This is a genomic window from Streptomyces sp. NPDC051907 (assembly GCF_040681075.1).
Lineage (GTDB): Bacteria > Actinomycetota > Actinomycetes > Streptomycetales > Streptomycetaceae > Streptomyces.
On sequence record NZ_JBFAYB010000048.1, the window covers coordinates 50,399 to 64,227 of the forward strand.

General features: G+C 71.8%; 11 protein-coding genes. 4 read left to right on the forward strand and 7 right to left on the reverse strand.

The window, feature by feature from the left end; translation table 11 throughout:
* Positions 1–379: 379 nt before the first annotated feature.
* Positions 380–787, reverse strand: coding sequence for a DUF4307 domain-containing protein (locus AB0M39_RS23850; protein WP_365367553.1), 408 nt, complete (start codon positions 785–787; stop codon positions 380–382).
* A 151-nt stretch (positions 788–938) separates the two neighbouring features.
* Here AB0M39_RS23850 and mca point away from each other — a divergent pair, with 151 nt between their 5' ends.
* Both mca and AB0M39_RS23860 read left to right on the forward strand, forming a co-directional pair.
* On the forward strand, positions 939–1,820 hold the full coding sequence (gene mca / locus AB0M39_RS23855) for a mycothiol conjugate amidase Mca (RefSeq protein WP_365367555.1): 882 nt from the start codon (positions 939–941) through the stop codon (positions 1,818–1,820).
* Positions 1,813–2,079, forward strand: a complete 267-nt coding sequence (locus AB0M39_RS23860; protein ID WP_365367557.1) for a hypothetical protein — start codon at positions 1,813–1,815, stop codon at positions 2,077–2,079. The genes mca and AB0M39_RS23860 overlap by 8 nt, the downstream gene beginning before the upstream one ends.
* Before the next feature lie 425 nt (positions 2,080–2,504).
* Here the strand turns inward: AB0M39_RS23860 and AB0M39_RS23865 are convergent, their stop codons facing one another.
* Both AB0M39_RS23865 and AB0M39_RS23870 read right to left on the reverse strand, forming a co-directional pair.
* The gene (locus AB0M39_RS23865; protein ID WP_365367559.1) at positions 2,505–5,711 is read right to left on the reverse strand and encodes a tetratricopeptide repeat protein; all 3,207 of its coding nucleotides are present in this window, start codon (positions 5,709–5,711) and stop codon (positions 2,505–2,507) included.
* Between the two features lie 312 nt (positions 5,712–6,023).
* Positions 6,024–6,590, reverse strand: a complete 567-nt coding sequence (locus AB0M39_RS23870) for a Uma2 family endonuclease (RefSeq protein ID WP_365367561.1) — start codon at positions 6,588–6,590, stop codon at positions 6,024–6,026.
* A 197-nt stretch (positions 6,591–6,787) separates the two neighbouring features.
* Between AB0M39_RS23870 and AB0M39_RS23875 the strand changes: the two genes are divergently transcribed.
* On the forward strand, positions 6,788–8,872 hold the full coding sequence (locus tag AB0M39_RS23875; protein WP_365367563.1) for a thioredoxin domain-containing protein: 2,085 nt from the start codon (positions 6,788–6,790) through the stop codon (positions 8,870–8,872).
* Positions 8,873–8,908: 36 nt separating this feature from the next.
* Here the strand turns inward: AB0M39_RS23875 and AB0M39_RS23880 are convergent, their stop codons facing one another.
* The gene (locus AB0M39_RS23880; protein WP_365367565.1) at positions 8,909–9,508 is read right to left on the reverse strand and encodes a TetR family transcriptional regulator; all 600 of its coding nucleotides are present in this window, start codon (positions 9,506–9,508) and stop codon (positions 8,909–8,911) included.
* 111 nt (positions 9,509–9,619) lie between these two features.
* Positions 9,620–10,297 (reverse strand): hemolysin III family protein, encoded by a 678-nt coding sequence (locus AB0M39_RS23885; protein WP_365367567.1) that lies wholly within the window; start codon positions 10,295–10,297, stop codon positions 9,620–9,622.
* 404 nt (positions 10,298–10,701) lie between these two features.
* On the opposite strand from AB0M39_RS23885, the gene AB0M39_RS23890 reads away from it, so the two are divergent.
* Entirely contained in the window at positions 10,702–12,534 is a 1,833-nt protein-coding gene (locus AB0M39_RS23890; protein WP_365367569.1) for a phosphoenolpyruvate carboxykinase (GTP), read from the forward strand.
* 503 nt (positions 12,535–13,037) lie between these two features.
* Here the strand turns inward: AB0M39_RS23890 and AB0M39_RS23895 are convergent.
* Positions 13,038–13,442, reverse strand: coding sequence for a hypothetical protein (locus AB0M39_RS23895; RefSeq protein ID WP_365367571.1), 405 nt, complete (start codon positions 13,440–13,442; stop codon positions 13,038–13,040).
* Positions 13,443–13,530: 88 nt separating this feature from the next.
* A partial coding sequence (locus AB0M39_RS23900; RefSeq protein ID WP_365367573.1) for an aminotransferase class I/II-fold pyridoxal phosphate-dependent enzyme occupies positions 13,531–13,829 on the reverse strand: 299 nt, incomplete at its 5' end.

Genomic DNA, 13,829 nt, shown 5'->3' on the forward strand with positions numbered 1-13,829 from the left:
TAGGTACTGGGAATACAAAGCATCGCCCTACCCAGAAGGATGGTGCCTCCATGGGCGGGCGAAACCACGAGCCTAACAATTTCGCGGCCCCAGGGGGAGGACGAAAGCCACTAGAATTGCGTTAACGCAGGTCAGGGTCGGAATCCCGGGAGCGGCCGGGAGTGGCCTGGTGCCGTCCGGCTGCTGTGCGGCGAGTCAGTCCGCGCCGCCGCCCTCGGCCCCGGCGCGGAACCCGCTCCGCGTTCGTGGCGCGGAACCCGCTCCGCGTTCGTGGCGCAGGGCCCGCTCCCCGTTCGATCCAAGGTCGCGGGTGCGGAGTCCTTCGTGGCGCAGGGCCCGCTGCCCGCCGTCCTCAGTCTGCCGCAGGACCCGCTCGGCGTCAGCCCGAGGCCGTGCAGCCCACCAGCTCCGCGCTGGTCGCCCTCGCCGTCGTGCGCACCTTCACGACCTCGTCGACCCGGCTCTCGCCGCGCTGGTCGACCCGTACGTCCAGCCGTCCCACCTCGGCGCCGTCCTGGGCGCGCGAGCGCAGCGTGCACGTGCCGGCGGTGTTCTCGTCCTTGCGGATCTCGAGGTGCACCTGCACCTCGGAGTCCGAGGCCACGTCGAACTTGATCACTTCCGCGCTGATCTTCTGGCCGGCGATGTAGTCGTAGCCGAACCAGCCGATCATGGCGAGCAGCCCGACGCCCAGACCCGCGCCCACGATCTTGAGCTTGCGGTCCGCGCGTTGGTCCGCCGAGCGGCCGTATCGGCCCTCTGGGAGCTCCTCGCGCACGGCGGTCATGATCGTTCCTCTCGGATAGGGGCGCCCGGAATTTTCCGCCCCCCGATTCGGTCACTATAGAAGCCGCGCCCCCGCCGTATGACCGCCGCCCTCCCTCGACGTACCAAGGGGCGGTGCATGACAATTGCGACTAATCATTGAGGATCGAGTCTTGACTGATCAGCTGCGACTGATGGCCGTTCACGCCCACCCCGACGACGAGTCGAGCAAGGGCGCGGCCACGATGGCCAAGTACGTGTCCGAGGGGGTGGACGTGCTGGTCGTGACCTGCACGGGCGGCGAGCGCGGCTCCATCCTCAACCCCAAGCTCCAGGGGGACGCGTACATCGAGGAGAACATCCACGAAGTGCGCAGAAAGGAGATGGACGAGGCGCGCGAGATCCTCGGCGTCGGGCAGGAATGGCTCGGCTTCGTCGACTCCGGACTGCCGGAGGGCGACCCGCTGCCGCCGCTGCCGGAGGGCTGTTTCGCGCTGGAGGACGTCGAGAAGGCGTCGGCGCGGCTGGTGGCGTCCATCCGCGCGTTCCGTCCGCACGTCGTCACGACGTACGACGAGAACGGCGGCTATCCGCACCCCGACCACATCATGACCCACAAGATCTCGATGGTGGCCTTCGACGGGGCGGGCGACGCGGAGAGGTTCCCGGAGTCCGAGTTCGGGCCGGTCTGGCAGCCGCAGAAGCTCTACTACAACCAGGGCTTCAACCGTCCGCGCACGGTCGCGCTGCACGAGGCGCTGCTGGAGCGGGGCATGGAGTCCCCTTACGGAGAGTGGCTGGAGCGCTGGAAGGAGTTCCAGCGCGCCGAGCGGACGCTGACCACGTACGTCCCGTGCGGCGAGTTCTTCGAGATCCGCGACAAGGCGCTGATCGCGCACGCCACGCAGATCGACCCCGAGGGCGGCTGGTTCCGCGTGCCCATGGAGATCCAGCAGAAGGTCTGGCCCACGGAGGAGTACGAGCTCGCCAAGTCTCTGGTCGATACCTCCCTCCCCGAGGACGACCTCTTCGCGGGCATCCGCGACAATGCCTGACATGAGCGCTAGCGCAGACCTCGCAATGACGCACGCGGCCACCCTCGCCGCGGAGCTCGACAAGAACAAGGTGACCCCGGGCGTCCTCGGCTTCCTCGTCTTCGCGGCGCTGGCCGTGGGCGTGTGGTTCCTGATGAAGTCGATGAACCGCCACATGGGCAGGATCGACTTCGAGGAGGCCCCGGACCCGCGGGCCTCGGCGTCGGCGTCGGCCTCCGGCTCCAGCTCCACGACGGGCAAGGCCGCGTCCGGCAGCTAGGCGTGCACAGCGCGTGACCGGCGGGTCGGCGGATCATGCGGCCCGCCGGCGGCGCGGATAGCGACCGCGCGCACTCCGACGACGTACGAGTCGATCGGAGTGCGCGCGTGAGGCGGCGGGCGGGGGCGGCTGGGTGAGCGGCGTGGCGGCTACGCGCGCCGCGGCGGCGGGCTCGGCCTCCGGCTCGGTCTCCGGCTCCGGCTCCACTGCCGAGCCGGGTGGTTCGGAGATCCCACGGAAGCCCGCGTCACCGGTCGACGGGCAGCGGCGGGCGGCTGCGTGACAGCCGCGCGGCCCCGCCAACGGGCTGCGGGCGGACGGCGGGGCCCGCGCCGCGACGGCAGCCTCCGCCTCCGGCTCGGACTCCGGCTCCACGACAGCAGCGGGCGCGGCTGCGCCCACCCGCCCCACCCCACCCGCCCCGTCTACGCGTCCGCCTCCACCGGGACGCCCATCACCTCGCGCGCGTGTCGGTTCGGGGCCATGCCCAGGTCCCAGGCCTGCCAGCCGTCCTCCAGGCGGACGCCGCGCTCCAGCATCACCGTCAGGGCCGTCGCGCACTCCTCCAGCTTGCCGTCGCGCGCCGAGTGCGGGCCGGCCGTCAGCTGGGACAGCTCCTCCTGGGCGACCACCGTGCCCACCTCGACGCCGCCCGGCGAGGCGTACGGCAGCAGCGTGCAGCGCAGGAAGCGCGCCCAGTCCCCGCCACGGCGGTCCTCGTACGAGGCGAACAGCTCGATCGCCTGGTCGCACAGCGCCAGCGCCTGCGCGGCGCGGCTGTTGCCCGCGTCGATCAGGGCCAGCTCCAGGCACGTCCACGCCTCGCCGTGGGCCACGCCGATGCGGGCGAAGTCGGCGCGGGCGTCGACCAGGAGCTGACGGGCGAAGCCGGAGTTGCGGAGGTTGCCGGTCTGGGCCGCGCGCTGGTCGCGGGTGACGCGGCCGGAGTGGTGACGGGCGCAGGCCAGGCCGTACACGTCCCGCATCCGGGAGAACATCGTGCGCGCCCGCTCCAGCTCCCGCACCGCCTGGTCGCGGTCGCCGCTCTCCTCCAGCGCCTGCCCCAGGTAGTACAGCGTCCACGCCTCGCCGCGCGCGTCCTCCTGGTCGCGGTGGCGCGCCAGGGCCTGGCGCAGCTGCTCCACGGCCGGGGCGGGGTCGCCGTCCACGAGACGGGCGCGGGCCAGCTGGGTCAGCGCCCAGGCCTCGCCGCGCTCGTCGTGGGTGCGGCCGTACAGGTCCAGCGCGGCCCCCAGCTCCGACTCGGCGCGCGGGACGTCGCCCATGCGCAGACAGACCTGGCCGAGCTGGAAGTGCGTCCAGGCCTCGCCGTGCAGCGACTCGCCCTCGCGGTGCAGGGTCAGCGCCGTGTCCAGCAGCGCCAGGGCCTGTCGGAGATTGGCCCGGTCGCGCTCGACCGCGGCCAGCGCGTGCAGCGACCAGGCGCGGTCCTCGGCCTGCTCCTTGGAGGACTGGAGCTCGATCGCCTCGTTGAGCTTGGCCGCCGCCTCGGTGAGATAGCCCTGGTGGTGCAGGGTGATGCCGAGGGAGCAGAGCGCGAGGGCCGTGCCCGCGTCGTTGTGCGCCTCGCGGTAGAGGCCGACGACCGAGGAGAGCGTGGTGCGGGCCTTGTCGAGCTCGCCGAGCTGCCGGGCCGCGATGCCGGTGCGCCACCGCACGGAGCGCTCCAGCAGACCCTGGTCCACCGCCTGCGACAGCTCGCTGATCTCGCCGAGCCGGTAGAGGTCGCCGCGCAGCAGGCAGTAGTCGCACAGCGCGCCCAGCAGGTTGAGCACCGCCTGCTGGTTCACGCCCTCCGCGTGCCGCAGCGCCGAGGTGATGAAGCTGGACTCGTCGTCCAGCCAGCGCAGCGCGGACTCCAGCGAGGAGAAGCCGTGCGAGCCGAACTGCCCGGCCCGCGTGGAGAGCTTGCCGTCGACCATGCGGATGACCGCGCCGGCCAGCTCGGCGTAGTTCTCGATGAGCCGCTCCTGCGCGGCCGTGCGCTCCGCCGCCTCCTCCTCGTCCAGCAGGCGCGCCCGCGCGAAGGACCGTACGGCGTCGTGCAGCCGGTAGCGGCTGGCCCGCACATGGTCGATCAGGCCGGCGCCGGCGAGGCCGGCGAGCAGCCGCTGGGCCTCCTGCTCGTCGGTGGCCAGCAGCGCGGCCGCGGCAGCCGCGCCCAGCGACGCCCGGCCCGCGAGCGCGAGCCGGCGCAGCAGCCGGCGCGCCTGCTCGGGCTGGTCGGTGTAGCGCAGCCACAGCGCCCGCTCGACCGGGTCCACCGGGCCGTACGCGCCGAGGTCCGCCGCCAGCTGGGCCGTGGAGCGCGGGCCGAGCGAGGAGCCGGCGATCCGCAGGGCGAGCGGCAGCCCGCCGCACAACTCCCGTACCTCGTCGGCGGACTGGGCGTCGTACGGACCGGTCGACGGGTCCTCGGCCGACGCCCGCAGCAGCTGCTCGGCGCCCGCCGAGTCCAGCGCCTCGACGGGGACCTGGTGCACCCACGCCGGGATGTCGTCGGGCAGCTCCAGGCGGGCGCGCGCGGTGACCAGCACCAGACTGTCCGAGCGCTCCGGCAGCAGGGTGCGCACCTGGGCCGGGTCGGTCGCGTCATCCAGCACCACCGTCACCGGCAGGCCGGTCAGATGCTGGTGGTAGAGCTCGCTCAGCCGCCGCACCTGCTGGTCGGCCGACGAGCGTTCCCGGAACAGCAGCTGCTCGCGCGGCGCGCCCAGCCGGTTCAGCAGATGCAGCAGCGCATCGCGCGTAGAGAGCGACTGGCCGCCCTCGCCGCGCAGATCGACCAGGCAGGCGCCGCGGAACTGGTCCTTGAGGTCGTGCGCCGCCCGGATCGCCAGCGTGGTGCGGCCCGCGCCCGCCGCTCCGTACAGCACGACGACGGTCGGCTTGGTCTCGGTGGAGGCGCGGGCGGCGTGCACCCACTGCGCGATCTGCGCCATCTCCTCGCGGCGGCCCTCGAACACGCCCTGCGGCTGCGGCAGATGCCCGAAGGACTGCTCGAGCACGGACCGCCTGCGCGCCGCCGCGCTGCGGTCCGCGCCGCGCAGCTGCGGCCCGGGGGCAGGCTGCTTGGCCGTACGCGTCGAGGCGGCCAGCATCCGCTGCTGGTCGAGGAACGGACGGATGCCCCGCACCTCCAGCGCGGTCAGCCACTGCAGCCGCAGCTGCTCGGGTCCGCCCGGCTGGCTGAGCGCGCCAGCCCGGCGGTGGGCGGCCGGCCAGTGCGACGCGGTCACCTTGGCCACGGTGGTCGCCGCCCCCGCGACGGCGACCAGCGCCCCGGCGGCGAGCGCCGTGTTCGGCGCCGTGCCGAGCGCGACGTCCGCACCGAAGGCGACGGCGGCCGCAACGGCCGTCACCAGCGCGGGAGTCGCGATGTTCTGCCTGCTGAAGTGCGCGGACAGCGGCTGCTGGCCCGCCTCGGCCTCCGCGAGCGCCGCCTCGTACGCCGCGTACTCCTCGCCGGCGCTGGCCGCCATCGCGTCCAGGGCGGATCTTCCGCGCGCCAGCAGCACGCCTGAGTCCGACCGCCCGCCTGAGCGCCGCGCCTCTTCCTCGACGGCGCGTGCCAACAGCCGCTCGGCCTCGGCCCGATGGCTGTCCCGCATATGGGTCCCCCTCCGAAAGCACCGGTTCCGCGTCCGGCGACCAGTGTCCTGTGTACGGCGCGTCAGCGCGAGGAGTCCGACGATCATCCGCACCCGAGAGGGGGAGGGACGACCTGCCGAACCGCCTCGCCCAGAAGGCTTCCCCCTCGCTCCTGCAGCACGCCGACGGCATCCCGGCTGATCGGGCGGGACGGGACTCTGCGGAACGACCGGCCTACGGCGCCGGGAAGCCGAACTCGCGGATCGCGAAGGGCGTTTGGGGCGATGCCCCGGGCGGGCAGCTGAGGCTGCCGTTCTCGCGCATGCGGGTCGTCAGGTGGCTGCCAGGTCCACGGTGACGGGGAAGGGCACGGCGGCCTTGATCACGCCGGTGAACATCTCGCCCTCCCGGTAGGCCTTGGTGGCGGGGTCGAGTACGTAGGTGTAGATGATGGGGACGCCGTTGGCAGCCTGCTCGATGCGCCAGTAGAAGGGGATGCCGGCCTTGGCGTACTGGTCCACCTTCACGATCCGGTCGGTGGTCTCCGATCCGGGCGACACGACCTCGACGACCAGGAGTACGTGTTCGGGGCGGGTGGGCGTGAGGTCGATGGTCTCTGCCCGGTAGACGATGACGTCCGGACGGCGGTTGGTGAGTGGAACGTCCTGCAGACGTACGTCGAAGTCCGTGTCGGCGTTCCAGTCCGGGCCCGCGGCGGAGTCCAGGGCATTGGCCAGGATCCTGGCCAGCCGGTTGTGCCGCTTGGAGTCGCTCGGGCTCACGACGACCATCCCGTCCACGAGCTCAATGCCGGCACACTGCTCCTCGGACCAGGAGTCGTACTGCTCCGCGCTGATCTGGGTGTGCATCCACGCGGGCGCCACCATTTCGGCGGTCATGGTGCCGCCTCCTCCGAGGAGCCTCGACAGTTCCAGCGCTGCTGGGCTCAGCCTACTGTCCGATGATGCCGAGGTACCCGATTTCGGTGGAGCGTGATTGCGTCCAGTACGTGCTGGCGCAAAGCGCTTCGGCCAAGCGAGGCAGAGCCCATGCGGGCCTCGTCGACTGGGCGGGGCCCTGTGAGAGGCTGGCTCGTATGAACCGGCTGGCTGGCGTGACCTCGCCCTATCTGCTTCAGCACGCGGACAATCCGGTCGACTGGTGGCCCTGGACGCCGGAGGCTTTCGAGGAAGCGCGACGGCGCGATGTGCCCGTTCTGCTGTCGGTTGGCTACTCGGCGTGCCACTGGTGCCATGTGATGGCCCACGAGTCCTTCGAGGACGAGGCGACCGCGGAGTATCTGAACCAGCACTACGTCGCCGTGAAGGTCGACCGCGAGGAGCGGCCGGACGTCGATGCCGTGTACATGGAGGCGGTGCAGGCGGCGACCGGGCACGGCGGCTGGCCGATGACCGTCTTCCTGACCGCTGAGGGCGAGCCCTTCTACTTCGGCACCTACTTCCCGCCCGAGCCCCGCCACGGCATGGCCTCCTTCCGGCAGGTGCTGGAAGGGGTGACGGCCGCCTGGACGGACCGCAGGGACGAGGTCGGCGAGGTCGCCGGGAAGATCGTCCGCGATCTGGCGGGCCGCTCGCTCGCCTACGGCGGGGACGGAGTGCCCGGCGAGGAGGAGCTGGCGCAGGCGCTGCTCGGGCTGACGCGGGAGTACGACGAGCGCAACGGCGGCTTCGGCGGCGCGCCCAAGTTCCCGCCGTCGATGGTCGTGGAGTTCCTGCTGCGCCACCACGCCCGCACCGGCGCCGAGGGCGCGCTGCAGATGGCCGCCGACACCTGCGAGGCGATGGCGCGGGGCGGGATGTACGACCAGCTCGGCGGCGGTTTCGCGCGGTACTCCGTGGACCGCGAGTGGGTCGTGCCGCACTTCGAGAAGATGCTCTACGACAACGCGCTGCTGTGCCGGGTGTACGCGCATCTGTGGAAGGCCACCGGGTCGGAGCTGGCGCGGCGGGTGGCGCTGGAGACCGCGGACTTCATGGTGCGGGAGCTGCGCACGGGCGAGGGCGGCTTCGCCTCGGCGCTCGACGCGGACAGCGCCGTCGCCGAGGAGTCGGAAGGCCCCGGCGCCGAGGGCGGGCGGCATGTCGAGGGGGCGTTCTACGCGTGGACGCCGCAGCAGTTGCGGGCCGTCCTCGGCGACGAGGACGGGCAGCGGGCCGCCGCGCTCTTCGACGTCACGGAGGATGGAAACCTCGAAGAGGGCGCGGAAGGCGCGTCGGTCCTCCAACTCCCGCACGGGGAGCCCGATCCCGAGATCCGGGAGCGGCTGCTGGCGGCGCGCGAGCAGCGGCCGCGGCCGGGGCGGGACGACAAGGTGGTCGCCGCGTGGAACGGCCTCGCCATCGCCGCGCTCGCCGAGGTCGGGGCGTACTTCGACCGGCCGGACCTGATCGAGCGGGCGACGGAGGCGGCGGACCTGCTGGTCCGGCTGCACCTGGACGACCACGCCCGGCTCTCCCGTACCTCCAAGGACGGCAAGGCCGGCGCCAACGCCGGGGTGCTGGAGGACTACGCCGACGTCGCCGAGGGCTTCCTGGCGCTGGCGTCGGTCAGCGGCGAGGGGGTCTGGCTGGAGTTCGCCGGCGTCCTGCTGGACGTCGTCCTCGAGCAGTTCGTCGCCGAGGGCGGGGCGCTGTACGACACCGCGCACGACGCCGAGCAGCTGATCCGGCGCCCGCAGGACCCGACCGACAACGCGACCCCGTCCGGCTGGTCGGCGGCGGCCGGCGCGCTGCTCTCGTACGCCGCCCACACCGGCTCTGCGGCCCACCGCACCGCCGCCGAGGGCGCGTTGGGCGTGGTGAAGGCGCTCGGTCCGCGTGCCCCGCGCTTCATCGGCTGGGGCCTGGCGGTCGCGGAGGCGCTGCTGGACGGGCCGCGCGAGGTGGCGGTCGTGGGGCCGCAGGACGACCCCCGCACGCGGGAGCTGATCCGTACGGCACTGCTGGCGCCGGCCCCGGGCGCGGTCGTCGGCTCCGGGGAGGCGGGCGGCGAGGAGTTCCCGCTGCTGGCCGACCGGCCGCTGGTGGACGGCGCCCCGGCGGCGTACGTCTGCCGGAACTTCGTCTGCGACCGGCCCACGACGGAGGCGGCCGAGCTCGCCGCCAAGCTCGCCAACACGCCCTCCGCCGGCGACGGGAATCTCAGCCCCGCCGGAGACTGAGGCGCGGGGTTCGGGGCGGAGCCCCGAGAAGCTCCGCTAGGGCCTCCACCCCTGCCCCATCCGCCGCAGCGCCCCGTCCGCCAGCCCCACCACGTCGTCCACGTGCCCCCTCCCCGCCCAGTACAGGAGCACCTCCCGCAGCGCCCCCAGCACCGCCGCCGTGAACACCCGGACGTTCAGGTCGTCGTGGGCGCGGCCCAGCCGGTCCGCCAGGGCGCGTGCGAGGAGGTCCGACGTCGTCGCCATCGTCTCCGTCATCCGCGCGCGGACCGCCGGGACCTCCGCCAACAGCTTCGTACGCTGGACGAACTCCTCGCGCTCCTCGGCCACGAACGTCGCCAGGCTCCGCGTCAGCACCGTCCGGAGCGAGTCCAGCGGATCCTCGTCCGCCGGTCTCGCCCTGAGCTCCGCCACGAGGACCGGGTCGTACTCGTCGCTCAGGACGATGTCCTCCTTGGTGGGGAAGTAGCGGAAGACCGTCGAGGGGGAGACGTCCGCCGCCTCCGCGATCTGTTCGACGGTGGTCGCCTCGTACCCCTGCTCGGCGATGAGCCGATGGGTCGCGCGGCGGATCGCGACGCGCGTCTTGAGCTTCTTGCGTTCGCGCAGTCCCAGCTGAGGCGCCGTGGCGGCCATGGTCGTCGGTCTCCTCTGCGAGCTGATGTCAAATGATGGTAGCTCTCAAAAGGGAGAGGCCGTGGCGTCGTCGCCACGGCCTCGGGAGAGCTGGGGGAGGGGGAGGGAGGGTCAGGACTGCTGGTACGCCACCATCGAGATGCCGACGTAGTGCACGATGAACGCCGCCAGCGTGAGCGTGTGGAAGACCTCGTGGAAGCCGAACCACCGCGGCGACGGGTTCGGTCGCTTGATCCCGTAGATCACGCCGCCCGCGCTGTAGAGCAGCCCGCCGACGATCACGCAGACGAGCACCGCGATCCCGCCCGTCTGCATGAACTCCGGCAGGAAGAAGACGGCCGCCCAGCCCATCGCGATGTAGCAGGGGGTGTAGAGCCAGCGCGGGGCGCCGACCCAGAAGACCCGGAACGCTATGCCCGCCACCGCGGCCGCCCAGACCGCCCACAGCAGCGGCTTGCCGCTGGAGTCGGGGAGCAGGAGCACGGTCAGCGGGGTGTACGTGCCCGCGATGATCAGGAAGATGTTGGAGTGGTCGAGCCGGCGGAGCACGGCTTCGCCGCGGGGGCCCCAGTTGCCGCGGTGGTAGAGCGCGCTCACGCCGAAGAGCAGGCATGCGGTGAAGACGTAGATCGCGCAGGCGATGCGGGCCCGCGTGGAGTCGGCGAGCGCGGTCAGCACGAGGCCGGCCACCAGGACGGCGGGGAACATTCCGGCATGCAGCCAGCCGCGCAGCCTCGGCTTCACCGGTGTCGGTTCTATCTCGGTCACTTCGGGCGCGGCAGCAGTCATGGACTGGATGGTACCTACGCGACCGTAGGTAACGGTCGAATCCTGCCAGGATCTCTCCACGCCGCCGCCCCAACAGCCCTGTTGCGATGTTCGCACGGCGATCCGGAGGCGCTTCCGTCGGCCTCTCGAAGGCCTCTCGACGGCGCCCGGGATGTGCGGCGCGTGGGGTGGGAGTGCGCCCCCGGGAGAACTGTGAGAGCGATTCGAGGGGGCCTCCACCGCGCGCCAGTCGCCCCTTGAGTGGCGATGCTCACGTGAGAGGTCCTCTGGACATATGGGCACGAGGCACGGATGATCAGATGAGTGCGGTCGGCACCGGATGAGCGCCAAGGTCGACATGTGAAGCATCCGGGTCGCAGCCCCCACGGGGCAGATATCCATCAACCCCTCACTTAGGAGCGATCGTGGCGCGCGACAACGCGGCTCCCACCGTCCCCACCCAACACCAGGAGCTCGTGGCCTGGGTCGACGAGATCGCAGCAATCACGCAGCCGGACAGCGTCGTCTGGTGTGACGGTTCCGAGGCCGAGTACGAGCGTCTGTGTGAGGAGCTCGTCGCCAGGGGCACGTTCAAGAAGCTCGACCCGATCAAGCGCCCGAACTCCTACTACGCCGCCTCGGACCCGACCGACGTGGCGCGCGTCGAGGACCGCACCTTCATCTGCTCCGAGAAGGAGGAGGACGCGGGCCCGACGAACCACTGGAAGGCCCCCGCGGAGATGAAGGAGATCTTCGCCGGCGAGAAGGGCATCTTCCGCGGCTCGATGAAGGGCCGCACGATGTACGTTGTGCCCTTCTGCATGGGCCCGCTCGGCTCGGACCTGTCCGCGATCGGCGTCGAGATCACCGACTCCGCCTACGTCGCGGTCTCCATGCGCACCATGACCCGCATGGGACAGCCCGTCCTCGACGAGCTCGGCTCCGACGGCTTCTTCGTCAAGGCCGTCCACACGCTGGGCGCGCCGCTCGCCGAGGGCGAGGCCGACGTGCCGTGGCCCTGCAACTCCACCAAGTACATCTCGCACTTCCCCGAGACCCGTGAGATCTGGTCGTACGGCTCGGGCTACGGCGGCAACGCCCTGCTCGGCAAGAAGTGCTACGCCCTGCGCATCGCGTCCGTCATGGCCCGCGACGAGGGCTGGCTGGCCGAGCACATGCTGATCCTCAAGCTGACCCCGCCGCAGGGCGAGTCGAAGTACGTCGCCGCCGCCTTCCCGTCCGCCTGCGGCAAGACCAACCTCGCCATGCTGGAGCCCACGATCTCCGGCTGGACGGTCGAGACCATCGGCGACGACATCGCCTGGATGCGCTTCGGCGAGGACGGCCGTCTGTACGCGATCAACCCCGAGGCCGGCTTCTTCGGCGTCGCGCCCGGCACCGGCGAGCACACCAACGCCAACGCCATGAAGACCCTGTGGGGCAACGCGGTCTTCACGAACGTCGCGCTGACCGACGACAACGACATCTGGTGGGAGGGCATGACGGAGGAGACTCCCGCCCACCTCACCGACTGGAAGGGCAACGACTGGACGCCGGAGTCCGAGACCCCGGCCGCCCACCCCAACGCCCGCTTCACCGTCCCGGCCGCGCAGTGCCCGATCGCCGCCCCCGAGTGGGAGGACCCGAAGGGCGTGCCGATCTCGGCGATCCTCTTCGGCGGCCGTCGCGCCTCCGCCGTCCCGCTGGTGACCGAGTCCTTCGACTGGCAGCACGGCGTCTTCCTCGGCGCGAACGTCGCCTCCGAGAAGACGGCCGCGGCCGAGGGCAAGGTCGGCGAGCTGCGCCGCGACCCGTTCGCGATGCTGCCGTTCTGCGGCTACAACATGGGCGACTACATGGCCCACTGGATCAAGGTCGGCCGGACCGCCACCGAGCAAGGTGACGCGGCGAAGCTGCCGAAGATCTACTACGTGAACTGGTTCCGCAAGAACGACGCGGGCAAGTTCGTGTGGCCGGGCTTCGGCGAGAACAGCCGCGTCCTGAAGTGGATCGTGGAGCGCCTGGAGGGCAAGGCCGAGGGCGTCGAGACCCCCATCGGCATCCTGCCGACGCGCGAGGCGCTCGACACGGACGGGCTCGAGATGGCCGACGAGGACCTCGACTTCCTGCTCAAGGTCGACAAGGAGGTCTGGCGCGAGGAGGCGGCGCTGGTCCCCGAGCACCTCAACACCTTCGGCGACCACACGCCCAAGGAGCTGTGGGACGAGTACCGGGCGCTGGTGTCCCGCCTCGGCTAGGCGCAGACCGCCGGCTCGCTGACACGAGGAGCCGTCGCGGCGGGCTGTCGACATCCGCCCTGACCTGTGGGGTCCTACTCGGCCCGCCGCGTCCCGGCCCCCGGAGCCCCCTCACGGCTCCGGGGGCCGGACCCTTTCCGGGACCTTCCGGACCCTTTCCGGGGCGTTGTCAGTGGCGACCCGTATCGTGCGAGCAATGGTTCGTCGAAGGGCAGGAGAGCTGAGATGAGCACGGTGACCAAGGGCATGCGCGGCGGCGACGACCCGATCTGGGACTAGCGGGGAGGGGGCGGCGGCGGGGGTGACATGCCCTGTGCGGGCTGCCCGCGGGGCTCCGCCCCGGACCCCGCGCCTCAAACGCCGGCGGGGCTGGGATCGCCTCAATCGCCGGCGGGGCTGAATGTGCGCGCCCACGGCCGAAGGCCGTACGGGGTTCGAAGAGACCGCCGCGCTGAGCAAGGTGGCGCCCGGTCCACAGCCTTCGCGGCCGTGGACCGGGGCCGTCAGTGGGCGCCTACCGCGCCGATCGCGTCGACCAGCCGCAGTTCGGCCAGCGCGGCGGTGTGCGCGTCCATCCGTTCGGCGGAGAGGATCGCGGCGGCGGTGTCGGCGCGGGACGCGGCGACGACGAGGGCGCGGCCGGCGAGCGCGTGCGCGCGGTGGTGCAGGGCGGCGGGGTCCGCGCCGCTGTGGCCGGCGTGGCGGGCGGGCGGCGCGCCGCGGAGCCTGGCGACCTGGCCCGCGATCTGCTCGGCCGCCTCGTCGAGCCCGAGCTCGTCGGTGACGGCGAGCAGCGCGGAGAGATGACCGGCGAGCTGGATGTCCAGCTCCTCCTCGCGGCTGCGGTGGGGGTAGCGCGCGTCGTCGGCCACCGCGTGCACGGACTTGGTGCGGATCGGCTCGTACATGAGGGTGGCCTCCTGCTCAGTGACAGGAGACCATCCTAGCTTAGATCCTGTCTAAAGTTGAGTCGGGTTGGATTCCCGGCGTGGCTGCTCAGTGCTGGCTGTAGCCGTCGAGGAAGGTCCCGATCCGGGTCACCGCGTCCGCGAGGTCCTTGGCCGCCGGGAGCGTCACGATCCGGAAGTGGTCGGGTTCGGGCCAGTTGAAGCCCGTGCCCTGCACCACCATGATCTTCTCGGCCCGCAGCAGGTCCAGCACCATCTGCCGGTCGTCCTTGACCTTGTAGACCTTGGGGTCCAGGCGCGGGAAGAGGTAGAGCGCGCCCTTCGGCTTCACGCAGGTCACGCCGGGGATCTGGGTGAGCAGGTCGTACGCGATGTCCCGCTGCTCCA

What these genes read in the sequence shown, in the direction of transcription:
- AB0M39_RS23885 (WP_365367567.1), bottom strand. Translation starts at nt 10,297, where the DNA reads ATGACTGCTGCCGCGCCCGAAGTGACCGAGATAGAACCGACACCGGTG.
- AB0M39_RS23895 (WP_365367571.1), bottom strand. Translation starts at nt 13,442, where the DNA reads ATGTACGAGCCGATCCGCACCAAGTCCGTGCACGCGGTGGCCGACGAC.
- AB0M39_RS23850 (WP_365367553.1), bottom strand. Translation starts at nt 787, where the DNA reads ATGACCGCCGTGCGCGAGGAGCTCCCAGAGGGCCGATACGGCCGCTCG.
- AB0M39_RS23880 (WP_365367565.1), bottom strand. Translation starts at nt 9,508, where the DNA reads ATGGCCGCCACGGCGCCTCAGCTGGGACTGCGCGAACGCAAGAAGCTC.
- AB0M39_RS23875 (WP_365367563.1), top strand. Translation starts at nt 6,788, where the DNA reads ATGAACCGGCTGGCTGGCGTGACCTCGCCCTATCTGCTTCAGCACGCG.
- AB0M39_RS23865 (WP_365367559.1), bottom strand. Translation starts at nt 5,711, where the DNA reads ATGCGGGACAGCCATCGGGCCGAGGCCGAGCGGCTGTTGGCACGCGCC.
- AB0M39_RS23870 (WP_365367561.1), bottom strand. Translation starts at nt 6,590, where the DNA reads ATGACCGCCGAAATGGTGGCGCCCGCGTGGATGCACACCCAGATCAGC.
- AB0M39_RS23860 (WP_365367557.1), top strand. Translation starts at nt 1,813, where the DNA reads ATGCCTGACATGAGCGCTAGCGCAGACCTCGCAATGACGCACGCGGCC.